Here is a 26054-nt window from a genome sequence, read left to right on the forward strand (position 1 = left end):
CTGCCGCGGCCGCTTGCCGCGGGGCCCGACCCGCGCGCAAAATGTGACCATCAGCCACTTCGTTCAAAGGATCAGCGCATGTCGTTCCAGGCCTATTTGGACACCATCGAGAAAAAGACCGGGCTCACTCCCCGGCAGCTCGTCGAGCTCGCCGCGGCCAAGGGCCTAGACCAGCCGGGGGTGAAGGCCGGCGAGATCCTGGCGTGGCTCAAGGACGAGTACCAGCTGGGACGGGGCCACGGGATGGCGCTGGTCTACGTCATCCAGAACGGCCCGACGATCAGCTCCAAACACGTCGGCTCGGATTCGGTGCACCGCGACGACTCCGAGACGCTCTGGCTGGACGGCATCGCCACCAAACCGGAAGGCTGACGGCCGCGCCGCCACCGGCCCCGGCTAGGAACCCGACAATTGCCGATACGCGTCGGCGGCGGCTTCCTTCAGGAATTCCTCCGGCCAGTAGCCGCGCAGGGCCTGGCCGAACTCGATCTCCTGCAGCGTCGCACCCGCGGCGTGCGCCTGCGACAACACCGCCGCCAATGCGCTGAATCTGCCGGCCTGGTCGACCAGGAATGCGCGGTCCACGGGCGCTCCGTGCCCGGGCACCAGCACCTCGGTGTCCTGGATGCGTTCGGCCAGAGATTCCAGCACCAGCGGCCAGCCCAAGGGATAGGATCCCGAGCCGAACATCGGCGGCCCGGATTCCTCGATGACGTCCCCCAGGAACCACACCCCGGCATCCGGAATGCGGATGGCAAGGTCGGTATCGGTATGCCCCGGGCCCAGCGGCAGCAGCTCCAGTTCGCGTCCCCCTGGACGCACGACCTGCGCGGAGTCCAGCAGCGCGGTGGGCGGGGTCAGTTCCACCTGGCTCCAGGACATCTCCGGCTCGAGGTCGGGCCGCTCGCGCACGAGGTCCAGCCGGGGCCCTTCAAACTGCTCGAAGTGCCGCGGGATCAGGTAGTGTCCGTAGATCGGGATGCCGGCCCGGGCGAAGACCTGGTTGCCGAAGGTGTGGTCGTAGTGCGCATGGGTGTTCACCACCGCCGCAACCGGCTGCTCGAAGCGCCGCGCGACGTCGTGCATGATTTCCCGCGCCTCGGCGGGGTTGTTGCGGGTATCGATGATCGTCGCCCCGTGCGGCCCGATGACCGCTCCCACCGAGACATCCAGCGGGTCGTAGCGCCGCTGGAAGACCCCGGGGCCGACCTCCGTCCAGCCACCGCCGCTCATGCTTCCTCGCTGAAGGCCAGTCCGGCAAGGCCCGGCCAGGGGTCGGTGGCCAATCGGCCGTAGGTGGCCACGTCGATGCGCCGCCCGCCGACGGGGAACTTGGCCCGTTCGGTTCCCTCGCGGATGAATCCTGCGGCCCGGGCCACGCCGCCGGATGCCGGGTTGTCCACCCTATGGCCCAGCTCCAGCCGTTCAAGCTCCAGAGCGGTCAACCCCCAGTTCGCGACGGCCGCCGCGGCCCGGCTGGTCCACCCGCGGCCGCGTGTTTCGGAAGCCATCCAGTACCAGAACCAGCCGCTGCGATTGGCCGCATCGGCGTTCACGCACACCAGGCCCACCAGCCGGTCCTGGAGAACGACGGCCCACGGATGCCGGTTCGAGCCCGGTTCCAGCAGCGCCGCCACATAGCGTTCAGCTTCCCGGGGCGAGCCCACGGACCCCTGCCGTTCCATGCCCGTGCCCGGTGCGAAGGCACGCAGCACGTCCCCCGCATCGGAGGCCCGCAGCCTCCGCAGGCCCGCCTGCGCCTCCCCCGCGGGTTCCTGCCCGGCCCCGCCGCGTCCGCCGCCGGGCGCTTCTGCCGGCGGTGCCGCGGCCACCAGCACCGGCTCCCCGCCGGTCAGGTCCAGGATCGGCAGGTCCTCCCGCAGCACGTCAGCGTACATCAGCCGCAGGTCGTGGCGCAGTTCCTGCAAGGTTTCCCCGAACGGTCCCATGGCGTTGGCGGTGTACGCCGGAGGCTTGCCGGGGTCGGACTCGTACAGCTCGCAGACGTTCCAGCTGATGTTCCCCTCGCCGTCGGCATTCCGCGACGCCGCGTATCTCCACGACTGCATGCTCATGGCCCCAGCCTACCGATGCCCCCGGTCCTTGTCTGCCGCCGCCCGGCGTGCCCTTCGACGGCGCCACGGGAGGCGGCCGGCGAAGATGGGACCATGACAATCACCTACGAATCCGGCCGGCTGCCGGCGTGCGATGAACTGCTGGCCCTGTACGATGCGGTCGGATGGACCGCCTACACGCAGGACCCGCAACGGCTCGAAGCGGCGATCGCCGCATCGCTGTCGGTGGTCGCCGCGCGCGCCGCGGACCGCCTGGTCGGCCTGGCGCGCATCGTCGGCGACGGACTGACCATCGCCTACCTGCAGGACCTGCTGGTGGCGCCGGAGCACCAGCGCGCCGGGGTCGGCAGCGAGCTGTTCCGCCTTGCGTTCCTTCCCTACGACGAGGTCCGGCAGAAGGTCCTGATCACCGACGACGAACCGCGCCAGCTGGCCTTCTACCGGTCCATGGGCTTCAGCGAAATCCGCGACCTGGAACATCCCACCAAGGCGTTCGTCAGGTTCGGCTGACCGCCGGCGGCATGGCCGCGACATCATTGCGTCGACAGCTGCGATGCGGCTGTGCTGTACTGGGCCATGGGCCTGCTTCGCCGGTACCGCTCCACGGGAGCCGATCCGCTGTTCGGACATCCCCTCCGTGCGCACCACGGTGTCGCGATGGAGGGCTATTTCTGACACATCACCGACCCGGACACCGGGCGCGTGGTCATCGCGCTGTGCGGAGCCAACCAGGGGCCCGACGGGCCGTGGGCCACCCTGGGCCTGGCGGCCTGGCCCACCGGATTCCTGCGGACCGCCGCCGTCGACGGGGCCTGGACTGATCCGGACCGGCTGGGCGTCCGGGCCGGCGCGGACCTGCGGGCCTTCGACGCCACCGGTCAGCGCCTGCACCTCGATCTGGGTCCCGGAGCCGGACTCGACATGGAGATCCGCGATCCGCTGCTCTGGCCGCACCGTGCGCTGGGCGGTTCCAGCGTATTCCAGATGGTGCCGGGCCTGAACCAGTACTGGCACCCGTGGCTGTTGGGCGGCAGGGCCTGCGGCACCGCGGTGCTGGGAGATTCCGTGTGGGAGTTCGAGAATGCGCAGGTGTACGCGGAGAAGAACTGGGGGCGCGAAGGCTTCCCGGACTCCTGGTGGTGGGGCCAGGCCCAGGGCTTCGCGGATCCGCTGGCCTGCGTCGCGTTCGCCGGAGGCATGGTCACCGCCGGGCCGCTGCGCACCGAGGTCACCGGACTGGTTGTCCGCTTGCCCGATGCCCGGGTCATCCGTCTGGGCAACCCGCTGATCAGCCCGGTGGCCACGCGCACCGGCGACGAGCAGTGGCGGTTGTCCGGCCGCGGCTACGGTTGGCGCATCGATATTGAAGCCTCCGCCCCGCTCGATGCGGCGTTCGTGCTGCCCGTGCCGCTGCCCAGCGAGCACCGCAATGTCCCCGGAGACCTGGAGCATCTGGCCGGTGAGCTGAAAGTGACCGTGCGCCGCCATGGGCTGCTGGTCTGGGAAGGCAGCACCGCGCTGGCCGCGCTGGAACATGGCGGGCTGGCACGGGCCCGGCAGGAACTTCGCCGGCGCGGGCTTGGGGAAACGCTGGAATCTGCACCTCCAATGCGGCGGGAAAACTGACCCGCGCAACGCAGGCCGGCACACTTCGATCAGCCGAGTTCGGCCTGGATGGCGCGGATGGTGGCGCTCAGGATCCCGGTGCAGAGCAAGCCCGGTCCCAGCGGTCCCGACAAATCAGTCCCCAGCAACGGCAACTCGCGCAACGCCATCCGCTGCCGGTCACCCAGCTGCTGCACCTGCCACCGGATTTCTGCGGCGCTTGCCTTCGGCTCGTCCTCGCACGCCAAGTCCACGGCCTTCACCGCGTACGCCGCAGCGCCCAGCGCATGCGCTCCCATATGCGCGACCGACGCCGCTTGGGCCACCGATCTGGCCGCCGAGGCTCCGGCGGCGGTGCCAGCGGACTTCGCGGCTTTCCCCGCCGCGAAGCGCTTGCGGATCTGATCGGCGGTGTCTGCCTTTCCCTCCCCGTAGGCGCGGGTCCGGGCCACGGCCTCCTGGATGACGCGGCGGCCGGCCTCATCGCCGTCGTACAGGGGAACCACCCGTTCGGCGCAGGCCAGCGCCCAGCGGGCGAGGATGCGTCGTTGCGTATCGCTCAGGGTCTGGATTGATGCCATGCACCAAGAGTCGCACACCGCATGCAGTGCTTGGTTCTCTGCCCCCGCCATTTCCACCACTTTAATCGGATCAGTTTCCCTGCAGTGGCCGCACCGTGCCGGTGGAGCCGCACGCTGGCGATGCGTGGCAAAACTTCTCGCCGGCATGTCAGCATCCACCGGCGCTTGCCCCGCAAGGTCGCTGAAAGCACAATACCGGCCGCGCTGACCGCCGTCCCGCCCGGCCTGGTTCAGCCGGCAGACCTGCCACAAAGGAACACCCGATAGGCTGTTGGCATGCCAGCATTTGAGGGCCGCCTAGCAGGCGACGAATTCACCCCCACCGAGAAGCAGCTTCTCGACCGGTTGTGCTCCGGCCTCGGCCCGGAATCTTTCAGCGCCCGCCGACAGCTTCAAACGGCGCGCTGGGGAGGGTACGAATACGAGGGCTGCAAGTGTTTCCTGATCCAGATCCCCGCCAGCTCCACGGCACCGCTCATCAACCACGACGGCGGGCCGTTCACGATGCTCGAAGTCTCCGCGGATTCGGATTCTTTCGGCATGCTGGAGCTTTGGGTCCTCGACGGGCTCCTGCACTCAGTGACCTACATGCCCTTCGGAGAGGATCATGTCGAGTTGCCCACTGCTGCCGAATTCGAGCTGACCCTCATCGAATACCCCTGATCCTGCACCATGCCGGAAGCACGCAGCGATGAAGCAGGGTTCCGGCAAGGTGGCGACTGGCGATATCTTGGGCCTTGCAATGGGCATCTTGCGCCGCCTCGCACTGGATCATCGGAACAACTCGTAGACTGGATACGCATCCAGGTGCCGCATTATTGCCGGCACGTCGCCAACGGGCTCAAGTACCGGTCAACCGCCTCTCGTGCACGGCATGAGCTTCGACAAGACGTTGGCAGGGCATTGGTGTGGTTCAGACAGAAAAGGAATACCCATGACATTGCACCCTGGTCTGGCTTCAGTGGCCGGCCTCATCGGCACGTGGCGGGGTGAGGGCGACGGCGAATATCCGACGATCGATTCTTTCCGGTACTCCGAAGAGATCGCGTTCACGGATGTCGGCAAGCCGTTCCTCCACTACCTGCAGCGCACGTGGTCTCCTGCTGGCGCGCCGATGCACACGGAAACCGGGTATCTGCGGGTCGTCGACGGTTCCACAGCGGAGTTCGTGCTGGCCCAGCCTACGGGCCAGACCGAATTGGCGGAGGGCGCACTGGAAGCCACCGCCGAGGGATTCACCTGTTTTCTCGCATCACGAATCTTGAACTCGGCGAGCGCCAAGCACGTGGACTCCACGCAACGCCGCCTCGAATTGGCCGGGGATATCCTGACTACCCATTTCGCGATGGCTGCGGTGGGAGTCCAGATGACACACCACTTGAAATCGGTGCTGCGCAGGGTCTGAGATTGCCAGCCGCAACTGCGACGGGACCCTGGAACAGCATGCCATGAGCCAGGTGCCCAGCTTCCCCGCGAAACCGGGACCCTGGCTCATGGTGCGTGGATGTTTACCCCTGCAGCACGTAGCGCAGGGTCTCCACGACCTGGTTGGTGGTCTTGCACCATCCCTGGGCGCCGGCGTCGACCTCCTTGAGCGGGTGCACGATGTCTTCATCGTGCAAGGTCGCGTAGGGCTTGCCCAGCGCGGCGCAATACCCGGCGTCGAAGGCCGCGTTCCACTGCTTGTACTTGTCTCCGAAGCGCACCACCACGAAGTCGCTCTTCTCGATCAGGGTGCGGGTACGGATGGCGTTGATCTTGGATGACTGGTGGTCGCGCCAGAACTGGCTGGAGGCCTCCCCCAGGTGGTCGCCGGCGGCGTCGCTGGCCGGGTGGTCCGTGACCGGGGCGGTGAAAACGATGTCCAGGCCTGCGGCCTCGGCGCCGCGCTGGATCTCATCACGCCAATCGGTGTGGATCTCTCCCGACAGATAAACAGTGAAACTCATGGCCGACGGCTCCTTTGCTGGGACAGACGGACCCGGTTGGTCCTCGAATCCACCATCCTATGGGCCGCATCCGCTATTTCCGCTTCGGCGCCACAGCGCGCCTTAACAATCTCAGCGGCCCGAGCGGCGGCTGCCTTGGCCCTGCGCCGGCTACAGTCCCGAGGCCAGCAACTGCCGCCATCGCTGCGGCATGGGCGCGTCGATGGACAGCGTGGACCCGTCGGGCTTGGGAATGGTCATTGTGGCCGCATGCAGGTAGAGCCCGTTGCCGCCCGCTGCTGCGACCTTGCGGTTGAAGGCCTTGCTCCCGTAACGGTCATCCCCCGCGATCGGGTGTCCCGAATGCTGCAGGTGCACCCTGATCTGGTGCTTCCGACCCGTCAGCAACTGGACCTGGAGCAAGCTGGCGTTCCTGCCGATACGGCGCTGCACCTTCACCCGGGTCTCGGCCCGCTGGCCGGACGGCGCCACAACCACCTTGTCCTCCCGGCGTTGCAGCGGCGCATGGATCACGGTGGCCTTGCTGTCCCAGCTGCCGGCGACGACGGCCAGGTAGTGCCGCTCAATCTCCGCTTCCCTGTCGCGCAACAAATCATGCAGGTAGCGCAGCATGCTCGGGGTCTTGGCCAGGACCAGCACCCCCGAGGTATCCCGATCCAGCCGGTGGCTCAGTTCAAGCTGCGGCAGCTCGGGGCGCAGCTGGCGGAAGGCCTCGATCACCCCGGCCGCGACGTCGGTGCCCTTGTGCACCGCTACGCCGGCTGGCTTGTCGACAACCAGCAGGTCCCTGTCCTCGAACAGCACCGCATTGCCCAGGCTCTTGAGCAATGCGGCAGGAACCTGCGGTGCCCGGGCTTCTGCCGGTGCCGCGTCCAGAACCGGCATCTGGATGGTGTCTCCTTGGGCCAAGCGGTACGTCTGGTCGATCTTGCGTCCGTTGATACGCAACTTGCCGGTACGCAGCAGCTTGAACAGCTGGCCCGCGGGCACGTGCTTGAACTGGGAGCGGAGGTACTTGTCCAATCGTCGGCCAGCGTGCTCGCTGTCCACGACGATCGTCTTGTTCCCTGATCCGCGCGGTGTCATGAGTTGGGGCTGCAAAGCTGTCCCAGGCAAACAATCACTCCATATGCTGGTCCCGTTGGTTCTCGGGGCTCGGCGGTGCCGTTATCGGCGGGTCATTCGCTGGCGGCATCCGAGCAGTTGCGGCCATGCAGCAAGGCTCGAAAAGGCCAACTTTCATGGTACCGCGTTCAACTACGGACATCAGAATCCTCTGGTTCTCGAAGGCCGTGCTGGGTCCGCTGAAGCTGGTGCGCCACCCCGAGGCCCCGGCGACAGTTCCCCGTGTGTGGCCAGGCCCATCCACACCGATGACCGCAGGACCACTGCGTCCCGCCCATGACGCACCATTGGGGCTCGCCGTTGCGGTGAAGTTCACCGCTTCCGCCGTACCGCGCCGCCTGCCGTGGCCATCGCGCTCGGAGGGATAACGGCCACGGGATTCATGCTCTGGTGGCCTCGGGATGCAGCAGCGGACAGCAAGCCAGCAGTGCTCCCCCGAGCACGGAGCCCAAGCCGCCTACGGCCATGTCCGAGAGAGTGTCTTCATACGCGGTATAGATCTCCTTGCTGGCGAGTTCGCGACCTATCCATTCGATCATTTCCCAGAGGGCGCCGGCTGAAAGCCCCAGAGCGGTCACCAGCGTGACGCCCATGCGCGGGGAAAACGCCGGCGAACGAGGATCGGGCAACACCTTGGCATGGGTCAACGCCAGATAGAGCATGACGGCAATTGATCCGTTGCCCAGAAAGTGCACGGCCAGATCCCACCACGCTATCCGCACATACAGGTCGAGCACGTTGCTCCACGCGGCGGCCTGCAGGATCACCACGATCGCGGCGTCGGCGATCGGCCGCATTCCAAGGAACCTCGGTGCCACGCATCCGGGCAGCGCGAAGGCCAGGATTGCCGCGTCGGTGGGTCCGTACACCACCGCCGCCACCACGACGCCCAGTGCAGCAAGGCACCTGAGGACATCCGCGCCAACGGCCGCCGGGCCGTGGAGCCGGCGCAGGAAGTTCTCAATCATTCCACCGCTCCTGTTCCGGCAGCCGGAGCACCGCCTGCACGGGCAGGTGGTCCGACCCCCATCCCCCGTGGTAGCGCAGGCCGTTGGCGCCTGCCGCGGTGACCAGGATCCCGGGCGAGACGAGAATCCAATCCAGCTTGCGGCCCTCGGTCCGCGGAACACGATAAGACCCCAGCGTCCCCCACGCCATGCCCAGGGAGCGCCGTGCCCTGCCTGATGCCTCGAGCAGACCGTAGGTGCGCGTCAGCTCCTGCATTTCCGCGGCATCCAGCCCCGCATTGAAATCACCGGTCACCAGGACCGGAACCGGGCTCTGCGCGACCAGCTGGCCGATGCAGTGCACGGAGCGCCGTCGCGAGCCCGGCGACAAGTGGTCCAGGTGGGTGTTGACCATCTGGACGCAATGTCCAGTGCGCCGATCCCGGAAGCTCGCCCGAACGAGTATCCGCGGCAGGAGGTTTCCCCAGGAGATCGAGCCGGGACGGTCGGGGCGCGCCGACAGGGCACGTTGTTCCCAGCACAGCAGTTCTAGGCGCTGCGCATCGAAGATGATCGGGCAGCGTTCTCCGCGCCCCCGGCGGCTCCGTCCGTAGCCCACCGACCGGTAGGCGGAGCCGAGCGCCGACAGGACGAAGTCCACCTGGGAAGGAAGGGCTTCCTGCAGGCCGAGCACGCTCGGGCGCTCGGACTGCAGCAGGGACTTGATCCTAGGAGCCCTCACATCCCATCGATCCGCTGTCCGGCCCAGTGCATAACGGGTACGGCGCCTGATGTTCCAACTCATGACATGGATATCCGCCACACCGATCTCCCCGGCGAATGGCCTGCTGGCAGGGCGGGGCCCGGAGCCGCGTCCGCGCTCAGGCGACGCGGAAACCACTGGCGTTCCTCGTGTCCCGAGGGTGATTTCCACGGTCGACGCCGAGCAGCCTTTTCCAACGTCGGGGCGGGAATTCATCGGGCCAATGCACTAGAACGGTTCGGAAGCCGCGGCGCAGGCGTTTTGCGAAGGCGCGGGCGTCGAAGAATGGGCGCATCGACACCCCCATCATCGACGACTTCACATAGCCGACTTTGTGGTTCGCTCCAAGATGGAAGGCAAGATCCAGATCGTCATGAAGCTCGGGATCCCGGCGATGGGCCGCAGTGCGAATCTGCGCCCAGGCTTCCCGACGCAGCCCCATATTGGATCCGAACAGCGGACGATGGCCCAAGGCAGGTGCCGTGGCCAGCACGTACACCCCCAGGTAGACCGCGGCCAAGGGAGCGCGAAGCGCCCGGGGGCCGTCGGTGAAACGCGCGGGTCCGGTCAAGGCCGCGGTGCCCGGGTTCCGGGCAAATGCGTCCACCATGTCCTCCACCCAGGTCGCCGGAGGCACGCAGTCGGCATCCAGGCGCAGGATAATCTCGCAGCGGGCATGGTCATACCCCGCTGCGCTGGCCGCGGGGATACCGGGCTCTGGACACGCCACCACTGCCGCACCGGCGTCGCGCGCCACCTGCGCGGAATCGTCGGTCGACGCGTTGTCCACGACGACGATCTCGTCGGCGGCGCGGGTCTGGGCCTTGAGTGCAGCAAGGCACCGGGCCAGCAGGGGACCGTCGTTTTTCACGGGAATGACTATCGAGACCGTGGACCGCCCCGCCGGTCCGGCCTGGCGACCCGTGATCTCATAGTCCATATCCTGTGGCACCGTGTTCATGGAGCCTAGGCTATCGTCTCCGCGATCCGGCGCCGCCCAAACTGGATGCCAGCAGAAAAGGCAGACTGCGGCAATCCGGCCGGAAGCCTCGCGCCGACGCGCTGCACGGAAATTCCGTCGAAACCAGGCGTAGCGACGCCGGGATACTAGGCTGAAAGCATGGCAACCGTTATTCTCGTGCGGCACGGCCGCTCCACCGCAAATACCGCCGGCGTGCTGGCGGGCCGCGCCGACGGCGTCAGCCTGGACGAGGTGGGCCGGGAGCAGGCGTCGCTGGCCGGAGAACGGCTGGCCGCCGTCCCCCTGGTCGGGGTGGTCTCCAGCCCGCTGGAGCGCTGCCTGCAGACCGCCCAATTCATCATCGACCGCCAGCCCCAAGCGCCCTTCGCGCCCATGGACTCCGGCCTGGTCGAATGCGACTACGGCCAGTGGCAGGGCAAGACGCTCAAGGAGCTAGCCACCGAAGAGCTGTGGAAGGTGGTCCAGTCCCAGCCCTCCGCGGCCGCGTTCCCGGGCGGCGAATCGCTGGCGGCCATGCAGGCGCGCGCGGTGGCCGCAATCCGCCGCCGCGATGCTGCCTTCGAATCCGAGCACGGCCCCGGCGCAGTATGGGCGGCCGTCAGCCACGGCGACATCATCAAATCGATTCTCGCCGACGCGCTGGGCACCCACCTGGACATGTTCCAGCGCCTCAACGTCGGCCCCGCGTCGGTGTCGATCGTGCATTACGGGCCGCACCGTCCCAGCGTTTATGCGATCAACACCGAGGCCGGCGATTTGTCCTGGCTGGCCAAGGCCGCCCCTGCGGGCGACGCCCCGGTCGGCGGAGGCCCTGGACACCAGGCGCCGTGAACGTCTTCGGCCTAGAATATTGACATGTCTACACGTGTTCACGAGTTTTCCTGGCCAGATCGTGTCGTCGTCGGCGTCATCGGCGATCCGGGATCGCGGGCGTTCTACCTGCAGGTGCGCGCCGCCAAGCAGCTGGTGACGCTCGCCCTGGAGAAACAGCAATCGGCGGCGCTCGCCGAGAAAATCGACGAGGTGCTCGACCAGCTCGGCGCGGTCGAGGGCAACCCCTTCAGCGTCCCTGCCGGCACGCCCCTTGAACTGGTCGACAACGACCCGCTCGAACCGGTCGAGGTGCAGTTCCGCATCGGCGCGATCAGCCTGGGCTGGGATGCCACCACCTCGCAGATCGTCATCGAGCTCTATCCGCTGGGCGAAGACGACGACGAAGAGGTCCCTGCCGATGCCGACGAGATGCTGCTCGTGCGGGTGCCGGTGGGCACCGCGCGGGCCTTCGCCAAGCGCACCCGCGAGATCGTGGCGGCCGGGCGGCCCCTGTGCCCGCTGTGCGGTTACCCGATGGATCCCGAGGGGCATGTCTGCACCCCTCCGGAGGACTGATGCCGGCGCCGGATCTCATGGCCGCCGAGCTGACCCTCACCGGCCGCATCACCACGGCGTCCAATGCCACCTTTCTGGGCAGCATCGGAGCCACGGAGGTCGTCTACAAGCCGATCGCCGGCGAAAGCCCGCTCTGGGATTTTCCCGACGGGCTTCTGGCCCATCGGGAGGTCGCCGCATACCTGGTCTCCCGGGCTTTCGGCTGGGATATCGTGCCGCAGACCTGGCTGCGCGAGGGACCGCTCGGCGAGGGCATGGTGCAGCTGTGGAAGGAACCGGATGCCGGGCAGAGTCCCGTGGATCTGGTCCCGGCGGACCAGGCGCCGGACACCGGCTGGAAACACGTGCTCAAGGGCCAGGATGAGAGCGGACGCGTCGTCGAGCTCATCCACGAGGACACGCAGGCGCTGCGGCGCATGGCCGTGTTCGACGTGATCGTCAACAATGCCGACCGCAAGGGCAACCACATCCTCGCCATGCCCGATGGCCACCGCTACGGCGTGGACCACGGACTGACCTTCCACCGCGAGCACAAGCTGCGCACGGTGCTGTGGGGATGGCTGGGCCAAGCGCTGAACGACGACGAGCTCGAAGGCCTAGGCAAGGTCGCCGCGGGGCTGTCCGGCGAACTGGGGCGCAGCCTGGCGCAGCTGCTGACCGGCGAAGAAGTCGACGCCTTGGCCGCTCGCTGCCAGCGGTTGCAGGCCACCGGGACATTCCCCGGACCCAGCGGCCAGATGCCGGCTGTCCCCTGGCCGCTGTTCTAGGGACTCCGGCCCCGCGTGGTTTCCCGCTTCAGCGGGGTAAAGCCGGCAATCTCGGTGGCTTGCTCTCCCGGCGCCGGCGCGGATCGGCGCGCAGCGTGTCCGTCCGCCTCTCCGAATGCCTGCGCCGTCTCAGAGCTTCCCGTCGAGGTAGAGCTCCAGAAGCACTTCTTGCATTCGCGGCGCGTACTCCAGGGACTCGAAGGCGCTGCCGGTGCGGGTGTCCTGCCGCTGGACGATTTCTGCGCCCAGCAGCTTAGCCAGCACCGTCGGTTGCCACTCGCCGGGCCTGCCGGCCAGCACCCCGGCATCACGCAGGCGCTCGTTCATCCGCTGGGCCTTGAGCTGCGCGTCTTCGTCCCTCAGCTGCCCGGCACTGCGCCAGCGGTTCAGCAATGCGCTGGCAGTCAGCGTCCGGACGGGCGCCGGTTCTGCGTTGGCCGCCGGCATCCGCGGCGCCGGGGCGGGCTGCACAAGCACCGGTTCCGCGCCTTCGACCGCCGGGCCGGCCGCATCCTCGGGAGGATCCAGCGGGATCCTGGTCGCGTGGCGGCCCATGGTTTCGAAGGCCTGCCCGTTGTTCCAGCGGTTGGCCGCCGCGAACACCACAAACAGGTCCTTGGCCCGGGAGACCGCCACGTTGAGCAGCTCGTGGTTGGCCTCGATGAACCCGGCTTGGCCGCTGTTCTGCCCATAGGTTGCGGAGAACAAGACGATGGGCCGCTCCGCGCCCTGCAGCCGATGCGCGGTGCCGACGGCAACTTTCGAGGTAAGATCCGCCGGAAGGCCTTGGGAACCATCGGCTTGGCGGACTGCTTTCGCGATCTCCCGTTCGATGAGCCGCGCTTGGGCGCTGAAGGGGGTTACGACGCCGATGAGCTCGCCGCCGGCCGCTTTCTTGTTCAGTGAGGAATGCCGCGGGTTGTAGATCTCGAAATAGCGGGCATAGTTCTCCACGATCCACCGGGCAATGGCCTTCGCCTCGGCCTCGTTCCGGCGGCTGGAACCGGCCGGAGAGTCGAAGGATCCAGGCACGTCGTGCCAGGCGAACGCCTCCTCCTCGCCGTTGAGCGGGGAATTATCCGCTGGCCGGCGGGGTACCAGCAGTCCGTCGTAGAGCAGCTCGTTGCAGAACCCGATGATCTGCGGGTGGCAGCGGAAGTGCTCGCTGAGGAACAGTCCCGGATGCCCGTCCCCGTACTGCCACTTGGAGGCGTAGCTGGCGGCCTTCATCAGGCTGGACGGGGCGGAGCAGGTCAGCCCGCGCTCCCGCAGATCGCCCCACCAGCTGGCGGTGTCGATGCCCGCCGACGCGGCGACCTCCTCGTCGCTGAGCTCATCGATGTTCCACACCGGAGAGATCTGCTTGGTATCCCCCACGATGACCGCCCGCTGGGCCAAGGCCAGGGCCGGTAGTCCCAGCGGCGTGTCGACCTGCCCCGCCTCGTCGATGATCAACAGGTCGGCGCGTTCCAGGTCGAATTGATACGGTTCACCGGGCTTGATGTAGAGCTTGAAGTACTTCGGCATCTGGTAGAGCGTCATCACGAAGCACGGGGTCAAGGCCGCGGCCTGGCGCCAGTAGCGGTCCATGACGCGCCGCGTGTTCTTCTTGCGGTCCTCGGCATCCAGCAGGTCCTCGGCCAGCAGCCACTGCGCTTCGTAGTAGTGGACCGCCAACCAGAACTGGGCGTAGCGCAGGGTGAGGTCCAGCTTCTCGTCCAGTTCCTTCAGGTTCTGCGATTCCTTCACCTCGTCGATGCCCTCGATGAGGCGGCCGAAGCGGGAGGATTCCACGCCCGCGCACACCCGCTGGAATTCTTCCGAAGGGCCTTGGGACGCCATGACCTGCAGCAAGCGGATCCGTTCGTAGTCCAATTCCGACAGCGCGTCGTGGATCCAGTCGCACAGCCCTGCGATGTCGTTCGGTGCGCCGAAGTACCTCTTCGCGCTGTAGACGAAGTGGTCCCGCGCGCCGGCCCGGTAGACCTCGCCGCTGTAGGCGGCATAGGTCTGGCCCTTGTTGAGCTGCTCGACCAGGTATTGCCCTTTTGCTTCCTTGAGTTTTCCCGCGGCCGGGCAGTACACGGCCAGCGAACCCAGCGTGCTCCCGGCGAGCGCCAATCCGTCCTGTTCCTGCGGCAGCCAGCGGTAGTCCAGGATTCCCGGTTTGTCCTTGGCCACCGAGGCAAAGGAATTGATGATGTTGGTGACTGCCTGGTTGTTCGTCGAGGCCCCCACGATCACCGGCGGCGCGGCCTTCTCCAGCGCGCGGCGGGTGATCATGTTGGCGACGATGGCCTGCAGCATCGTGGTCTTGCCGGTCCCGGGCGGGCCGCTGACGGCGGTGACGTCGCCGCGGCCCGAGGCGAGGAACGCGTGGACGGCGCGGCGCTGCGAATCGGTCAGCGGATTGCCGTTGTCCATTGAGCCGCAGGATTCCTTGGCGCTGCGGTAGAGCCCACCGGCATCATGGATCGAGAGTTCTGAACGGCGTTCGCCCACCCACCCGGTGGCCGTGCTGTCCAGGAGCGGCGGAAGGGACTCCTGTGCTGACAGGAAATCGTAGAGGTCCAGTAGGGGCTTCACGGCGGTGAAGCGTTCATGTTCCTGGATATAGCAGTACTCGGTGGCGACGTCGAGTCCCTCGGCTTGCCCCTTGAGGGCGAAATCTTCCGGAGCGGAGCCCGAAACCTTGGTGAACAGCGTGTCGGCCATGCCCACCGCATCGGCGAACGACTCGGCCCGGGAAATGGCGGCGTTGGCCTCGGTGCGCAGGTAGTGCCAGAACTTCTCTTGCGGGCCCGCCATGACTTCCAGCCCGTCGCTGGTATCCGATGCCAGCCGATCCGCAGGGATCCACGGCGAGGTGCCTTGGTCGAATTGCGGCAGCAAGCGGCCATCCCGATACAGCTGGGCTGCAAGCAGCAGCAGTCCGCTGTGCCCGGATTCCTTGTACTCGGTGGAGAGCAGGGAGATGGCCACTGGCAGAGGCTTGTCCTGGTCGTCTGGCCCGTGCCGCCCCGAATTCCTGTCGTGGGCTTCGAAGATCCTGAGCGCTTCCTCAGGTGCGATGACGCCGGTGAGCAGCTCGGCGCGAGGCACGGCGATGAAGGTGGAGGATTTCTCGAAGACCACCGATTCCAGCTGGCCGCGCCTGAGCACTCGCGAGAAATAGTCTGCGATTGTTCGGGTATCGTGCACTTTGGCTCCCTGCAGTTCGCGGCAAGGCCATCCCCATCAACAGCTGGTGCGGACGAGTCGCCGTCCCCACTGCCTCACCGGACCGGCAAGCACAGCCCCCGGTTCCAGCTCCTGATGAGGCAAATAACTTCACCTCAGCGGACTTTTTCACAGACTAGCAGTCGGCGAGTGGAATCTACCGGTCATCGGCCACGTCGATCCGCGGCCTCGGTGGCCCTGTCCGCGAGGGTCGAGACGAGGCTGTCCGTGCGTTCGACGCTCTGCGGCGCGTCATCAGGCCTGGCTGCGTCGTACGTCCATGCCTGATTCGGCGAGCAGCAAGCTTTCCTGGCTCTGCGGCCGGTAGTACTCTGCACGGAATGCCGTGAACTCTTTCAGGTGCGGGGAAACCAGCTCATCCATGGCACGCAGGTAGTCTGGCACGATGTCCCGTGGCAGCCGCAAACCCATCGTCAGGTGCGGTGTCCAGCGCGGCCCCCTGCCCGCAGGATTCAGTGCGCTGATGCTGCGTGCTGCGATCTCCAACTCGTCGCTGGCCTCCAGCAGCCACGCCACGGTCTGCTTGCGTTTCGTCCCGAACACCACGGCGCCCACCCTGGTGAGCGTGGATGGAATGACCGCTGGCAGGAGCTCCGCTGCGCTGGCGACCACCTCCGGCGCCATGGCGGGGGCGAAGGTGATGGTGATGTGGGGTGTCTGCTGCTGCCGGGGAAAACCCCGCTGTTCCAGCTGCGCAAAGATTTCCCGGATCGACTGCTCTTGTGCCTCGGGAAGGCGCAACAGGATGTTCTCCGGCGACCGGCTCATCAAGTTCCTCCCCTGCACAGGTGACATGTTCTGGGTCCCAACTTACCAAGCCCGAAAGTTCTCCGGCGATCGCCGCGGTGGATTGCCGGTCACCCTCGCAGTGACGCAGCCACTTCCAAAACCCAGCGCTCTTGTGCAGATGTTTCAACAGCCCGGCGGTGGTAATGCTCCCGTACCCAAGCCACGGCATCCTCCGCCGGGATCCCGCTCATCACTGCCAATACCGACAGGGCCGCCCCGGTACGGCCGAAGCCTGCGCCGCAGGCAATCTCCACCCGCTGTGTTGCAGAGCGTTCGCGGGCCTCGTGCAGGGCCGCCACCACCTCATCGGTGGAATCGGGCAGCCGGAAATCCCGCCAGCGCACCCAGCGGTGCTCGATTGCTCCCGCCGGGGGTCGACGACCGGTGAGGTATACGACGAAGTCCGCGGCAGGCGCCGGTCGCCGCAACGAGCGCAGCCCGCGTCCCCTGATCTGCCGTCCATCGGGGAATTCGACGATTCCCCGGCCCTGTTCCCACTGTGCCATTTATCCGCCTCCCACTTCTTCGTGCAGCGCCAAGAAGCCCAGCTCCCGCGCCTATTCATCATGGCTCAACAGTGGCCTGCCCCTGCGTCGAGCACAAGCACCCGCCAATCACTGGGCGCCATCGGTGCAGCGCCCTTGCCCACCACCCGGGCAAAAGACTAGCGTGGCCAGTAAGGCATCACCCGGTCACGCCGACCGCCACGAGGACGGTAGTCTCCTTGTGGACGGGCAGCCACGCGATTCTTTCGGGCCTGCATTCGTGAAAACCTGCAGGCCCAGAATGTCGCAGCTGACGCAGGCCAACTTCCATCATCTATCGGCTCTCCGACGACGTGTTCCGCGAATTAGCCGCTACTGGGGCCTTCGATCAACGCCGACCCGTCTTGACAACGAACTCACGGAAGCATGCGTACAGCCGGAATAAGCATCGTACTTGTGGAACAAAACCGAGGTTGCGATCGATAATCGGCCAGATGTTAAGAAACAGCCCCAGATGTGCGAATACCCCGGATTCCAAAAGGAAACCGGGGCATTCACAGTGTTCAGGAATCAGACGTTGAAGCGGAACTCCACCACATTCCGGCACGTAGCAACGTCTCACCGATCACCACGAGCGGCCGGCTGAATCATCCTTCTTCCGGTATTTATCCAGCAGTTCCGCCGGAAGGTGACAGGAATCCTCGGGACAACGTGCGAGCCGGTCCTGGTGTTCCTCGGCGCTTCGCACATAGTTGGCCAGCGGCAGCACCTCAACGGCGATTCGGCGAGCGTCGTCTCTCGCAGCAATGAAAACTCGAGCCTGATCGAGATGGGCCTGCTTGTTGGAGTAAACACCAGTGCGATACTTCGGACCGAGGTCCGGCCCCTGCTGGTTGACACTGTAGGGATCGATGATCTCGAAGAGGTAGGCCATCAGCTGCCCGACACCCATAACCGACGGATCAAATCGTGTGCGCACGCATTCTGCGTACCCGTCGTAGTCGCTGTCGATACACTCGCTGGTTCCGTTGGCCCTTCCGGCCTCGGTGAACGTCACCCCGGGCAGTGTCGCGATGAAGGCTTGCACGCCCCAGAGGCAGCCGCCTGCCAAATAAATCTCTTCAACTACTTGCTCGGCTTCCATGTACCGATACTACTGCTACCTGCGCGGCGATCGTTCTGAGGGGAAAGGAACAACCCGAATACAACGGCTGTCCCGAGTCCAGGAGAGGTTGCCACGGGCTACCCGATACACGCAACAGCAGATACGGCCCGCTTGAGCTGACCCCTACGCATCTCTAGACTTCCGTCCGAAGCCGGAGTTGCCACGCCGTTTCGTTTGCGCCGAACTTGGCCTCAGATTTAACTCGGCCGCTTCGCCAGCAATGGGGTCGAGGTTTTACTGGGTCGCGATCCACCAAATGGCGCCCGAAGGGTCCATCACCCCGCCGCGCAGGTCGTCGTCCTGGTTCTTGCGGGCAGGCGCTTGGACGGCGGTCGCTCCCGCATCGATTGCCCGCGCAAAGGCGGATTCGGCGTCCCTCACATACAAATGCACATGTGCAGGAGCCGAGTCTGTCTCGGTCGCACCGCCACCAATCATCACAACGCTGTCATCAATCCTGACCTCGGCATGCATCAACGACCCGTCAGGGCGGTCAAATCGGCGCAGCAGGATCCCGTCAAAGGCAGCCTCAAGGAACGCGATTACTTCTTCCGCATTGCAGCAGATCAAATAGGGGCTAACCGACGGGTACGCAACAGGCTTCCATTTGTGCATGCCGTCAGGCTATGCCAAAAACTCAGCGATGTCAGCCCCGATGGCCCGATTCATGCTGCGACCGAGGCCTACATCGGCATCGTCTTCATGGCCGGTATCTTCCTGGAACGATCTCGGCACATGGCTCGTGCGTGACCATCGACTTTGTAGGAGACCTCGTCTCCGATTGGTGGCATGCATGCGTACCAGGCGCGGGATGCACCGCACCAGCAAAGACTAGGTGCTGGCTCAGAAGCACGAGCGTTTCGTCTCGCTGTGCTCGTTCAACGATCGAGCAGTTTCACACGCTAAACCGGAACCCCACCGAGTACCGGTACTTAGAACCAACAACGACGTCGCCCTAGTTGGAACCTTCAGAAATCTGCAGGTCTGGAGCACTACACTCTCACCACCGGTGGACTAGATGCCCGTCAGACACATATACGGCAAAGCCGCTCACGCGCCCCTCAACGGAGTGATTGAAGCGATCTGTTCCCCCACGAAACCCTCGGCACAATCAAGTTCATAGTGGCTCTGCAAATAGATTCAAAACTCCGCCGATGTGCCGAAGTACTACTCCAGCCACAGTTCGGTATTCGCGGTTATGCCCCGCTTGCTGTGCACGATCTAGTTGATCCGCCAAGGGGACGCCGATGAACACGGCGAGCTTGTTCTGAGTGATCCCGAGTTCTTCGATGAAGTCCGCCATAAGATCCTCACCCGGGTGGATTGGGCGATCAGCTCGACCTCGGTGGTAGTCGGTCAATTCGACATCTTCCATGCCTCCATCTCTTAAGACCAGGCATAGCCACCACCGCGCGATCACGCGAACGCAGTACTTCCTGCGACGATTACCGTCCAAAACGCACCAGCGGGTTCCCCGCCACACGATCCGGCCAACACGATTGATTTAATGCTAGACAATAAACACACACCGATCGGCCCATAGACCATACAATCGGTTTGGAGGCCGATCGGGTGTCCCTAATGCGGTGAATCGAAATTTCCACCACGTTACTCCAGATACCAACCTTTGAGGCTAATGCGCTAAAGGCTGACGATTCACGCGCTCTTCATTAGCCAATCGCAGTTGCAGGGCCACGAGTTCGATGATTTCCCAGGGGTCGTTTGTTGCACCCTGACCGTCGTGCTCGAGAACCTCAGCGACGTGTTCCGGTTTCTTAGAACTCGAATACACGAGTACCCGAGTCTTATCGCCCCACGAACGCAACCCATCGAGGAGTTCATACCCCGCGCGTCTGCTATCAGGTCGCCCCATATCAGTCACGATGACATCGAAGTCGTTATCGGCTATGAGTCGATATGCGTCGTCGGTCGTCGTTACACACACTGATCGAATACCGACCTCTGACAAGGCTGCACGCTCCCACGCGACCGACTCGGGTTCATCATCCACCCACAACACCAGTCCAGAACCAGCTTCACGTAGTTCGCTGTAGAGCCGGGGTATCTTCGTTGGCAGGTTGGATGGGTACTCTTGTGCGCGTGACTTGTACGCTTCCCCGAGTACCTCGATCAAGCGAGCAACCCCTTGATTCGCGCCAGCCGCGCTTGCCGCCGCATCCTCGCTCGTGCTCTCTATGCGCCCCCACAACTTGAGATATCGGCTCTCTTGCAGAGTTCCTTGCTCTTCCTGAAGCGCAAAGATGCGTAGAGACACGTACAGCGCGAGGAAAGTAATCGCAAGTGCGAAGCACGCCAGGGGGTTCACCCCGGCATAGAACCAATCCTGCAGAACGAGAGACACGACAGTACCGACAAAGCACACACACGACGCGCTAAATGCGAGGGCACGGCCACATTTCCCGAGCAGGACCCGAGCAGATGCGCTGGCGAGTGATGCACCCTCTTCCACTGTGCCCCTTTGATTGTCGAAACGCGATTAGACGTTGAAGCGGAACTCCACAACGTCGCCGTCCTGCATGATGTAGTCCTTGCCTTCGATGCGGGCCTTGCCGGCGGACTTCGCATTGGCCACCGAACCGGCGGCGACCAGGTCGTCGAAGCCGATGACCTCGGCCTTGATGAAGCCGCGCTGGAAGTCGGTGTGGATCACGCCGGCCGCCTCAGGAGCGGTGGCTCCCTTGCGGACGGTCCACGCGCGGGTTTCCTTCGGACCGGCGGTCAGGTAGGTCTGCAGGCCAAGGGTGTCGAAGCCGACGCGGGCCAGCTTGCCCAGACCGGACTCGACGATGCCGGCGTCTTCCATCATCTCTTCGGCTTCGTCCTCTTCCAGCTCGGCCAGCTCGGCCTCGAACTGGGCGTCCAGGAAGATCGCCTCGGCCGGAGCCACGAGCGCGGAGAGCTTCTCCTGCATCTCGGTGTCGGCCAGGCCTGCCTCATCGGTGTTGAACACGTAGATGAACGGCTTGGTGGTCATCAGCTGCATCGGCGCGAGCTCGACGAGGTCCACGCCGTCGGTCTTGCTTGCCGAGTAGAGGGTGCGGCCGTCTTCGAGGATCTTCTGCGCGGCCAGCACGGCGTCCAGGAAGGACTTCTCGATCTTCTTGGTGCGCAACTCCTTCTCAAGGCGCGGCAGCTGGTTCTCGATGGTCTGCAGGTCGGCCAGGATCAGCTCGGTGGCGATGGTCTCGATGTCCGAGGCCGGGTCGACCTTGCCGTTCACGTGGATCACGTCGTCGTTGACGAACGCGCGGGTGACCTGGCAGATCGCGTCGGCCTCGCGGATGGTGGCGAGGAACTTGTTGCCCAGGCCTTCACCCTCCGAAGCGCCCTTCACGATGCCGGCGATGTCCACGAAGGACACCGTGGCCGGCAGGATGCGCTCGGAGTTGAAGATCCCGGAGAGGACCTTCAGGCGCGAGTCCGGCAGCGGCACGACACCCACGTTGGGTTCGATGGTCGCGAACGGGTAGTTGGCTGCCAGTACCTGGGCACGGGTCAGCGCGTTGAACATGGTGGACTTGCCGACGTTGGGCAGTCCGACGATTCCGATAGTAAGAGCCACGGGAGGAAATTCTACCTTTTACTAGTATTGTGCGCCCAGTTCTGTGCGGACGCGTGAAATATGTTGGGCCTAGCGGGATGCGGGGCGCGGGCCGCGTCCGCCCAGGGCGCGCTCCTCGTCGCCGGATTCCTTCAGCTTGCTGCGGATCTCCTTGGGCAGCGAGAAGATGATGTCTTCTTCCGCGGTGGTGACCTCGGCGACGTCGTTGAAGCCGTACTCAGCCAGCAGCGCGACGACCTCGCGCACCAGCACCTCGGGCACCGAGGCGCCGGAGGTCACGCCCACGGTGGAGACGCCTTCGAACCAGGTCTCGTCGACCTCGTTGGCGAAGTCCACGCGGTAGGCGGCCTTGGCGCCGTGGTCCAGCGCGACCTCGACCAGGCGCACCGAGTTCGAGGAGTTCGCCGACCCCACGACGATCACCAGGTCCGCCTGCGGGGCGATGTTCTTGATGGCCGCCTGGCGGTTAGTGGTCGCATAGCAGATGTCGTCGCTGGGCGGATCCTGCAGGTTCGGGAAGCGCTTGCGCAGACGTCGCACGATCTCCATGGTCTCGTCCACGCTCAGCGTGGTCTGCGAGAGCCAGATCAGCTTGTCCGGGTTCTTCACCTGGACGGTGTCAGCCTCTTCCGGGTTGTTCACGATGGTGGTGACCTCGGGGGCCTCGCCGTAGGTGCCTTCGACCTCCTCATGGCCTTCGTGGCCGATGAGCAGGATCTCGTAGTCGTTCTTGGCGAAGCGCACGGCCTCGCGGTGCACCTTGGTCACCAGCGGGCAGGTCGCGTCGATGGTCTGCAGGCCGCGGTCCGCGGCGGACTGCACCACGGCCGGGGAGACGCCGTGGGCGGAGAACACAACTAGGGCGCCCTCGGGCACTTCCTCGTTCTCCTCCACGAAGATCGCCCCGCGGGACTCCAGCTCGGAGACCACGTGGACGTTGTGCACGATCTGCTTGCGCACGTAGACCGGCGGGCCGTAGTGCTCCAGCGCCTTCTCCACCGCCACCACCGCGCGGTCCACGCCGGCGCAGTAGCCGCGCGGAGCGGCCAGCAGCACCTTGCGTTCGGTCACCAGCGGGGAAGCCGCCAGGATCTCCTGCACAGGGCGGCGGGTGCGCGGAATACGGGGGACCGGCAGGGATACCGGGACAGAAGTGGAAGTAGCCATACCCCTAGTCTACGAAGTGGGCGCAAGTTAGCGCATGCTCATATGAGCCGAACCACCCCGACGGGCCTGTGAGTTCCGCCTCTGCCGGTGATTTGGCGGTCCGTGCGCGGCCGTCGGCCGGGGCAAATCCGCGCAGATGTCGCACCGGTGGTGTAGCGTCGATTGCGCGCCACAGGTGCGCAAGAACAGCCAAAGGAGCCGTGAGCAGATGCAGTCACCGCCGTCATCCGGCGCGCCGACCGGCGTGCCCGCCACCGCTGCGCAGACGAGCCCGGAGAACCCCTGGCCGCTGCGGGTGCTGTCGGAAAAGATGAAGATCCACATCGAGAACTCCCCCTACACCTGGGTGGAGGGGCAGCTGCTGGAGGCGAACGTGCGCAACGGCCACGCCTACCTGACGCTGCGCGACGTAGACGTGGACAACTCGTTCTCCGTGACCATCTGGTCCTCGGTCATGCGCCAGCTGGAAACCACTCCCACCGTGGGCTCGCGCGTGGTCGCCCGGGTCAAGCCCAGCTTCTACGCCAAGACGGGCCGGCTGTCGCTGAACGCCACCGACCTGCGCCCCGTGGGCCTGGGCGAACTGCTGCTGCGCCTGGAACGGCTGCGCCAGGCGCTTGGCGCCGAAGGCCTGTTCGACCCCTCGCGCAAGCGCCGGCTGCCGGTGCTGCCCGGACGCATCGGGCTGATCACCGGGCGCGACTCGGACGCGGAGAAGGACGTGGTGCGCAACGCGACGCTGCGCTGGCCCGCCGTGCAGTTCTCCATCATCAACACCGCCGTGCAGGGGGTGGACGCGGTCCCGCAGGTCATCGCCGCGTTGCAGAAGCTGGATGCGGACCCTCAGGTCGAGGTCATCGTGATCGCCCGCGGCGGCGGCGCACTGGAGGACCTGCTGCCGTTCTCCAACGAGGACCTGGTTCGCGCCGTGGCCGCGGCGAGCACCCCGGTGGTCTCTGCCATCGGCCACGAGGCCGACCGCCCGATCCTCGACGACGTCGCCGACCTGCGCGCCTCCACCCCCACCGACGCGGCCAAGCGCATCGTGCCGGACCTGAATGAGGAGTTCGCCGGGCTGGATGCCGCACGCCAGCGCCTGCAGCGGTCCATCGACACCATGCTGCAGCGCGAGAAGCTGCTGGTCTCCTCGCTGCGTGCCCGCCCGGTGCTGGCCAACCCGCAGGTCATGGTGGATTCCCGGGCCGAGGACCTGCAGCGCTGGGTGCAGCGTTCCACCGCGCTGATGGGCCACCGCGTGCAGCGCGCCCAGGACGAAGTCACCCACCTGCGCGCCCAGGTGCGCGCACTGTCGCCCCAGCAGACCCTTGACCGGGGCTACTCGGTCACCCAACGGGCCGACGGCAGCGTGCTGCGCGACGCCGCCACCGCCAACCCGCAGGACCTGCTGCGCATCAGGGTCGCCGCAGGCCAGCTCACCGCCACCGTCCAGGACATCTTCCCCGCTGCCCCGGCAGCCAACTAGTTTGGAGCACCGACCCATGAATGAACAGATTCCGGCCGAGATCGCAGCGCTGTCCTACGAGCAGGCCCGCGACGAGCTGGTTGCCGTCGTCAACCAGCTGGAGACCGGCGGCGCGCCGCTGGAAGCATCGCTGGCCCTGTGGGAGCGCGGCGAAGCGCTGGCCGCCCACTGCGAGAACTGGCTCAACGGCGTCTCGCAGCGCCTTGAAGCCGCCCGCGCCCGCCACCTGGAGAACTCCGAGGACTAATCCTGCGGCCAGGTCGGAACCAAGGGATTCTTGGTGCTGCACGACATGGAGCGCTCCGGCTGGCTGGCGATGTCGGCTTCCGGGGCGCGTCGCCGTTACCGATCAGCAGCGCCGACCTTGCACTGGGGTACCTTGGGTGGGTGCAGTTCAAAATGTTTGAGGCCTATGCAGCCTCTTTGGCGGAGCCCGTTGCCGTGGCCCCCGAAGCGCAGAACAGCGACTACGAGTCCGGCCTCGCCCAGATCGACGGCGAAACATGGCATATTCGTACGGCACGCAATACTCCGACGAAGCCTGGCGCTTTCGTGGCATTCTGGCGCCGGGGAATCGACGGAACGACCATACCGTTCAGCGATGAGGATACGGCCGCAGGCCTGCTCGTCTTCGTGGAGCAGCAAGGCCGACGTGGTGTCTTTCGTTTTGCCCGCGCGCATCTGGCCGAGCTGGGAATCACCTCCGGCAGAAGGCCCGGCAAACGCGGGTTCCGGGTCTACCCCAGCTGGTGCAAGGACTTGAATACCCAGGCAACAGCCGCACAACGGGCTCAATCACCCGCATTCGAAGAATTCTGAATTGGCCGACCCAGCTGACCGGCTCAGGGCTTCAGCGATCCCCAAGCAGAACCGTAGTTGCCGACGAACCCGACTGTCCGCATCGCTTCCTTCCTCCGCGCTCCCCAGTCAGGCCATCGCCCACATCGGTTCAAAACGGGACATCCATCCGTCCGCGCCAGACAGGAAATCTCCCCTTGGCTGCGCAACGCGGAGGAAGCGGACTCCGGGGACACCATAAGAAGCTCGACTAGCGTGTCGCGTCAAGCCGGGCCTTTTCCGCGGCAACGTCGAATTTCGCCGGCGGCCACTGCGGGTCGATGCGCCGCAACGCCTGCAGCAGCAGCTCGGCGACGCACAGCCGGGCGCGCCACTTCTGGTCCGCCGGGATGACGAACCACGGGGCCGCGGCGCTGTCGGTGCGGTTGATCGCGACTTGGTAGGCCTGCTGGTAGTCGTCCCAGCGCAGCCGGTCCTCCACGTCGCTGGCCGCGTACTTCCAGAACTTGTCCGGACGTTCGAGCCGCTCGGAGAGGCGCTGATACTGTTCGTCGCGGCTGATGTGCAGCATCACCTTGATCGGGTGGATGTGCAGCTCCCCCAGCCGCTTCTCGAACGCGGTGATCTTCGCGTAGCGCTTCTCCACCTGCTCGGCGGTGCTCAGCCGCTGCACCCGGTGGATCAGCACGTCCTCGTAGTGCGAACGGTCGAAAACGCCGATGATGCCGCGCCGCGGCAGCCGCTTCTCGACACGCCACAGGAAGTCGTGCGCCAGTTCCTCCGGGGTCGGAGCCTTGAACGCGTAGTGGTCAACACCCTGCGGGTCCAGCAGGCCCACCACGTGGCGTACGATTCCGCCCTTGCCGGAGGTGTCCATGCCCTGCAGGATCAGCAGCACCGAGTCCTCGGCCTCCTGCTGCAGCGCGGAGGCGAAGAGCCGTTCCTGCAGCGAGGACAGCTCCTCGCCCAGCTCCTTCATCCGCAGAGCGGCTTCCTTCTTGTCCTGCGGCGCATCCGCCGGCCACCAGTCCGGGTCTCCCGTCGCGCGCAGGGACAGATCCAGGCCGGGCTCGGCGCGCAGCGCGCTGATCAGGTTTTCCGGGTAGGCGGTCATCGTTTCTCCCTTGTCCCGCACGTATTTGGTGCCAGCCTACCGGCTTC

Annotated in this window: 29 protein-coding genes and 1 pseudogene; 12 read left to right on the forward strand and 18 right to left on the reverse strand. The window is 65.7% G+C overall.

Annotation, left to right across the window (positions count from 1 at the left end; all coding sequences use genetic code 11):
* Nucleotides 1–78: 78 nt before the first annotated feature.
* Nucleotides 79–372: a DUF4287 domain-containing protein gene (locus JQN66_RS11520; RefSeq protein WP_161449800.1), complete on the forward strand. Its 294-nt coding sequence runs from the start codon at nucleotides 79–81 to the stop codon at nucleotides 370–372.
* 24 nt (nucleotides 373–396) lie between these two features.
* Here the strand turns inward: JQN66_RS11520 and JQN66_RS11525 are convergent, their stop codons facing one another.
* Nucleotides 397–1233 (reverse strand): MBL fold metallo-hydrolase, encoded by an 837-nt coding sequence (locus JQN66_RS11525; protein WP_204675111.1) that lies wholly within the window; start codon nucleotides 1231–1233, stop codon nucleotides 397–399.
* Nucleotides 1230–2075: a GNAT family N-acetyltransferase gene (locus JQN66_RS11530; RefSeq protein ID WP_239463995.1), complete on the reverse strand. Its 846-nt coding sequence runs from the start codon at nucleotides 2073–2075 to the stop codon at nucleotides 1230–1232. The genes JQN66_RS11525 and JQN66_RS11530 overlap by 4 nt, the downstream gene beginning before the upstream one ends.
* Nucleotides 2076–2168: 93 nt before the next feature.
* Here JQN66_RS11530 and JQN66_RS11535 point away from each other — a divergent pair, with 93 nt between their 5' ends.
* The gene (locus JQN66_RS11535; protein ID WP_204675113.1) at nucleotides 2169–2585 is read left to right on the forward strand and encodes a GNAT family N-acetyltransferase; all 417 of its coding nucleotides are present in this window, start codon (nucleotides 2169–2171) and stop codon (nucleotides 2583–2585) included.
* A gap of 192 nt (nucleotides 2586–2777) precedes the next feature.
* Entirely contained in the window at nucleotides 2778–3701 is a 924-nt protein-coding gene (locus JQN66_RS11540) for a tocopherol cyclase family protein (protein WP_239463996.1), read from the forward strand.
* Nucleotides 3702–3730: 29 nt separating this feature from the next.
* Here JQN66_RS11540 and JQN66_RS11545 read toward each other — a convergent pair whose 3' ends face one another.
* Complete coding sequence (locus JQN66_RS11545; RefSeq protein ID WP_204675115.1) at nucleotides 3731–4261, reverse strand: putative immunity protein; 531 nt, start codon at nucleotides 4259–4261, stop codon at nucleotides 3731–3733.
* Between the two features lie 276 nt (nucleotides 4262–4537).
* On the opposite strand from JQN66_RS11545, the gene JQN66_RS11550 reads away from it, so the two are divergent.
* Together JQN66_RS11550 and JQN66_RS11555 are read left to right on the forward strand one after the other, a co-directional pair.
* The gene (locus JQN66_RS11550) at nucleotides 4538–4924 is read left to right on the forward strand and encodes a hypothetical protein (RefSeq protein WP_204675117.1); all 387 of its coding nucleotides are present in this window, start codon (nucleotides 4538–4540) and stop codon (nucleotides 4922–4924) included.
* Between the two features lie 271 nt (nucleotides 4925–5195).
* The gene (locus JQN66_RS11555) at nucleotides 5196–5666 is read left to right on the forward strand and encodes a heme-binding beta-barrel domain-containing protein (protein ID WP_161449813.1); all 471 of its coding nucleotides are present in this window, start codon (nucleotides 5196–5198) and stop codon (nucleotides 5664–5666) included.
* Between the two features lie 103 nt (nucleotides 5667–5769).
* Here the strand turns inward: JQN66_RS11555 and JQN66_RS11560 are convergent, their stop codons facing one another.
* Nucleotides 5770–6210, reverse strand: coding sequence for a YtoQ family protein (locus JQN66_RS11560; RefSeq protein ID WP_204675119.1), 441 nt, complete (start codon nucleotides 6208–6210; stop codon nucleotides 5770–5772).
* Between the two features lie 150 nt (nucleotides 6211–6360).
* Complete coding sequence (locus JQN66_RS11565) at nucleotides 6361–7260, reverse strand: RluA family pseudouridine synthase (RefSeq protein ID WP_239463997.1); 900 nt, start codon at nucleotides 7258–7260, stop codon at nucleotides 6361–6363.
* Between the two features lie 191 nt (nucleotides 7261–7451).
* Between JQN66_RS11565 and JQN66_RS11570 the strand changes: the two genes are divergently transcribed.
* Nucleotides 7452–7703 carry a hypothetical protein gene (locus JQN66_RS11570; protein ID WP_204675122.1) on the forward strand — a complete coding sequence of 84 codons (252 nt, stop codon included), beginning with the start codon at nucleotides 7452–7454 and terminating at the stop codon, nucleotides 7701–7703.
* A gap of 12 nt (nucleotides 7704–7715) precedes the next feature.
* Here the strand turns inward: JQN66_RS11570 and JQN66_RS11575 are convergent, their stop codons facing one another.
* The 3 genes from JQN66_RS11575 to JQN66_RS11585 form a co-directional block, all read right to left on the reverse strand.
* Nucleotides 7716–8303 (reverse strand): DUF2238 domain-containing protein, encoded by a 588-nt coding sequence (locus JQN66_RS11575; RefSeq protein WP_204675125.1) that lies wholly within the window; start codon nucleotides 8301–8303, stop codon nucleotides 7716–7718.
* On the reverse strand, nucleotides 8296–9087 hold the full coding sequence (locus tag JQN66_RS11580; RefSeq protein ID WP_204675127.1) for an endonuclease/exonuclease/phosphatase family protein: 792 nt from the start codon (nucleotides 9085–9087) through the stop codon (nucleotides 8296–8298). Before JQN66_RS11580 ends, JQN66_RS11575 begins: the two co-directional genes overlap by 8 nt.
* A 76-nt stretch (nucleotides 9088–9163) precedes the next feature.
* A complete protein-coding gene (locus tag JQN66_RS11585) occupies nucleotides 9164–10006 on the reverse strand; it encodes a glycosyltransferase family 2 protein (RefSeq protein ID WP_239463998.1) in 843 nt (280 codons plus the stop codon).
* 159 nt (nucleotides 10007–10165) lie between these two features.
* Here JQN66_RS11585 and JQN66_RS11590 point away from each other — a divergent pair, with 159 nt between their 5' ends.
* Genes JQN66_RS11590 through JQN66_RS11600 form a run of 3 tightly spaced genes read left to right on the forward strand, consistent with a single transcriptional unit; the run spans nucleotide 10166 to nucleotide 12183 of the window.
* Entirely contained in the window at nucleotides 10166–10858 is a 693-nt protein-coding gene (locus JQN66_RS11590; RefSeq protein WP_113606519.1) for an MSMEG_4193 family putative phosphomutase, read from the forward strand.
* 24 nt (nucleotides 10859–10882) lie between these two features.
* Entirely contained in the window at nucleotides 10883–11416 is a 534-nt protein-coding gene (locus JQN66_RS11595) for a DUF3090 domain-containing protein (protein WP_204675129.1), read from the forward strand.
* Nucleotides 11416–12183 carry an SCO1664 family protein gene (locus JQN66_RS11600; protein ID WP_204675131.1) on the forward strand — a complete coding sequence of 256 codons (768 nt, stop codon included), beginning with the start codon at nucleotides 11416–11418 and terminating at the stop codon, nucleotides 12181–12183. The genes JQN66_RS11595 and JQN66_RS11600 overlap by 1 nt, the downstream gene beginning before the upstream one ends.
* A gap of 129 nt (nucleotides 12184–12312) precedes the next feature.
* Here the strand turns inward: JQN66_RS11600 and JQN66_RS11605 are convergent, their stop codons facing one another.
* The 9 genes and pseudogenes from JQN66_RS11605 to JQN66_RS11645 form a co-directional block, all read right to left on the reverse strand.
* Nucleotides 12313–15384 carry a DEAD/DEAH box helicase gene (locus JQN66_RS11605; RefSeq protein ID WP_204675133.1) on the reverse strand — a complete coding sequence of 1024 codons (3072 nt, stop codon included), beginning with the start codon at nucleotides 15382–15384 and terminating at the stop codon, nucleotides 12313–12315.
* Nucleotides 15385–15657: 273 nt separating this feature from the next.
* On the reverse strand, nucleotides 15658–16191 hold the full coding sequence (locus JQN66_RS11610) for a 2'-5' RNA ligase family protein (protein ID WP_188948848.1): 534 nt from the start codon (nucleotides 16189–16191) through the stop codon (nucleotides 15658–15660).
* Nucleotides 16192–16280: 89 nt separating this feature from the next.
* Nucleotides 16281–16718, reverse strand: a complete 438-nt coding sequence (locus tag JQN66_RS11615) for a protein-tyrosine phosphatase family protein (protein WP_204675135.1) — start codon at nucleotides 16716–16718, stop codon at nucleotides 16281–16283.
* A 604-nt stretch (nucleotides 16719–17322) separates the two neighbouring features.
* Nucleotides 17323–17841, reverse strand: a complete 519-nt coding sequence (locus JQN66_RS11620; protein WP_204675137.1) for a peptide-methionine (S)-S-oxide reductase — start codon at nucleotides 17839–17841, stop codon at nucleotides 17323–17325.
* 255 nt (nucleotides 17842–18096) lie between these two features.
* Entirely contained in the window at nucleotides 18097–18477 is a 381-nt protein-coding gene (locus tag JQN66_RS11625) for a VOC family protein (protein ID WP_204675139.1), read from the reverse strand.
* 435 nt (nucleotides 18478–18912) lie between these two features.
* Nucleotides 18913–19197: pseudogene (locus JQN66_RS11630) on the reverse strand (HigA family addiction module antitoxin).
* Nucleotides 19198–19495: 298 nt separating this feature from the next.
* A complete protein-coding gene (locus JQN66_RS11635; RefSeq protein WP_183043084.1) occupies nucleotides 19496–20224 on the reverse strand; it encodes a response regulator in 729 nt (242 codons plus the stop codon).
* A gap of 135 nt (nucleotides 20225–20359) precedes the next feature.
* Nucleotides 20360–21445 (reverse strand): redox-regulated ATPase YchF, encoded by a 1086-nt coding sequence (gene ychF, locus JQN66_RS11640; RefSeq protein WP_204675141.1) that lies wholly within the window; start codon nucleotides 21443–21445, stop codon nucleotides 20360–20362.
* Nucleotides 21446–21514: 69 nt separating this feature from the next.
* Complete coding sequence (locus JQN66_RS11645; protein ID WP_204675143.1) at nucleotides 21515–22612, reverse strand: 4-hydroxy-3-methylbut-2-enyl diphosphate reductase; 1098 nt, start codon at nucleotides 22610–22612, stop codon at nucleotides 21515–21517.
* 208 nt (nucleotides 22613–22820) lie between these two features.
* On the opposite strand from JQN66_RS11645, the gene xseA reads away from it, so the two are divergent.
* The 3 genes from xseA (at nucleotide 22821) to JQN66_RS11660 (ending at nucleotide 24914) form a co-directional block, all read left to right on the forward strand.
* A complete protein-coding gene (gene xseA / locus JQN66_RS11650) occupies nucleotides 22821–24095 on the forward strand; it encodes an exodeoxyribonuclease VII large subunit (protein ID WP_204675144.1) in 1275 nt (424 codons plus the stop codon).
* A gap of 16 nt (nucleotides 24096–24111) precedes the next feature.
* Nucleotides 24112–24342, forward strand: coding sequence for an exodeoxyribonuclease VII small subunit (locus JQN66_RS11655; protein ID WP_188948856.1), 231 nt, complete (start codon nucleotides 24112–24114; stop codon nucleotides 24340–24342).
* 152 nt (nucleotides 24343–24494) lie between these two features.
* On the forward strand, nucleotides 24495–24914 hold the full coding sequence (locus JQN66_RS11660; protein WP_204675146.1) for a MepB family protein: 420 nt from the start codon (nucleotides 24495–24497) through the stop codon (nucleotides 24912–24914).
* Between the two features lie 229 nt (nucleotides 24915–25143).
* Here JQN66_RS11660 and JQN66_RS11665 read toward each other — a convergent pair whose 3' ends face one another.
* Nucleotides 25144–26007: a PPK2 family polyphosphate kinase gene (locus JQN66_RS11665; protein WP_204675148.1), complete on the reverse strand. Its 864-nt coding sequence runs from the start codon at nucleotides 26005–26007 to the stop codon at nucleotides 25144–25146.
* Nucleotides 26008–26054 lie beyond the last annotated feature (47 nt).

This window comes from Glutamicibacter protophormiae (assembly GCF_016894325.1).
GTDB classification, from domain to species: domain Bacteria; phylum Actinomycetota; class Actinomycetes; order Actinomycetales; family Micrococcaceae; genus Glutamicibacter; species Glutamicibacter protophormiae.

Coding starts and splice junctions, on each gene's coding strand:
- JQN66_RS11520 (WP_161449800.1), top strand. CDS start 79: ATGTCGTTCCAGGCCTATTTGGACACCATCGAGAAAAAGACCGGGCTC.
- JQN66_RS11525 (WP_204675111.1), bottom strand. CDS start 1,233: ATGAGCGGCGGTGGCTGGACGGAGGTCGGCCCCGGGGTCTTCCAGCGG.
- JQN66_RS11530 (WP_239463995.1), bottom strand. CDS start 2,075: ATGAGCATGCAGTCGTGGAGATACGCGGCGTCGCGGAATGCCGACGGC.
- JQN66_RS11535 (WP_204675113.1), top strand. CDS start 2,169: ATGACAATCACCTACGAATCCGGCCGGCTGCCGGCGTGCGATGAACTG.
- JQN66_RS11545 (WP_204675115.1), bottom strand. CDS start 4,261: ATGGCATCAATCCAGACCCTGAGCGATACGCAACGACGCATCCTCGCC.
- JQN66_RS11550 (WP_204675117.1), top strand. CDS start 4,538: ATGCCAGCATTTGAGGGCCGCCTAGCAGGCGACGAATTCACCCCCACC.
- JQN66_RS11555 (WP_161449813.1), top strand. CDS start 5,196: ATGACATTGCACCCTGGTCTGGCTTCAGTGGCCGGCCTCATCGGCACG.
- JQN66_RS11560 (WP_204675119.1), bottom strand. CDS start 6,210: ATGAGTTTCACTGTTTATCTGTCGGGAGAGATCCACACCGATTGGCGT.
- JQN66_RS11570 (WP_204675122.1), top strand. CDS start 7,452: ATGGTACCGCGTTCAACTACGGACATCAGAATCCTCTGGTTCTCGAAG.
- JQN66_RS11575 (WP_204675125.1), bottom strand. CDS start 8,303: ATGATTGAGAACTTCCTGCGCCGGCTCCACGGCCCGGCGGCCGTTGGC.
- JQN66_RS11580 (WP_204675127.1), bottom strand. CDS start 9,087: ATGAGTTGGAACATCAGGCGCCGTACCCGTTATGCACTGGGCCGGACA.
- JQN66_RS11585 (WP_239463998.1), bottom strand. CDS start 10,006: ATGAACACGGTGCCACAGGATATGGACTATGAGATCACGGGTCGCCAG.
- JQN66_RS11590 (WP_113606519.1), top strand. CDS start 10,166: ATGGCAACCGTTATTCTCGTGCGGCACGGCCGCTCCACCGCAAATACC.
- JQN66_RS11595 (WP_204675129.1), top strand. CDS start 10,883: ATGTCTACACGTGTTCACGAGTTTTCCTGGCCAGATCGTGTCGTCGTC.
- JQN66_RS11600 (WP_204675131.1), top strand. CDS start 11,416: ATGCCGGCGCCGGATCTCATGGCCGCCGAGCTGACCCTCACCGGCCGC.
- JQN66_RS11610 (WP_188948848.1), bottom strand. CDS start 16,191: ATGAGCCGGTCGCCGGAGAACATCCTGTTGCGCCTTCCCGAGGCACAA.
- JQN66_RS11615 (WP_204675135.1), bottom strand. CDS start 16,718: ATGGCACAGTGGGAACAGGGCCGGGGAATCGTCGAATTCCCCGATGGA.
- JQN66_RS11620 (WP_204675137.1), bottom strand. CDS start 17,841: ATGGAAGCCGAGCAAGTAGTTGAAGAGATTTATTTGGCAGGCGGCTGC.
- JQN66_RS11625 (WP_204675139.1), bottom strand. CDS start 18,477: ATGCACAAATGGAAGCCTGTTGCGTACCCGTCGGTTAGCCCCTATTTG.
- JQN66_RS11645 (WP_204675143.1), bottom strand. CDS start 22,612: ATGGCTACTTCCACTTCTGTCCCGGTATCCCTGCCGGTCCCCCGTATT.
- xseA (WP_204675144.1), top strand. CDS start 22,821: ATGCAGTCACCGCCGTCATCCGGCGCGCCGACCGGCGTGCCCGCCACC.
- JQN66_RS11655 (WP_188948856.1), top strand. CDS start 24,112: ATGAATGAACAGATTCCGGCCGAGATCGCAGCGCTGTCCTACGAGCAG.
- JQN66_RS11660 (WP_204675146.1), top strand. CDS start 24,495: ATGTTTGAGGCCTATGCAGCCTCTTTGGCGGAGCCCGTTGCCGTGGCC.
- JQN66_RS11665 (WP_204675148.1), bottom strand. CDS start 26,007: ATGACCGCCTACCCGGAAAACCTGATCAGCGCGCTGCGCGCCGAGCCC.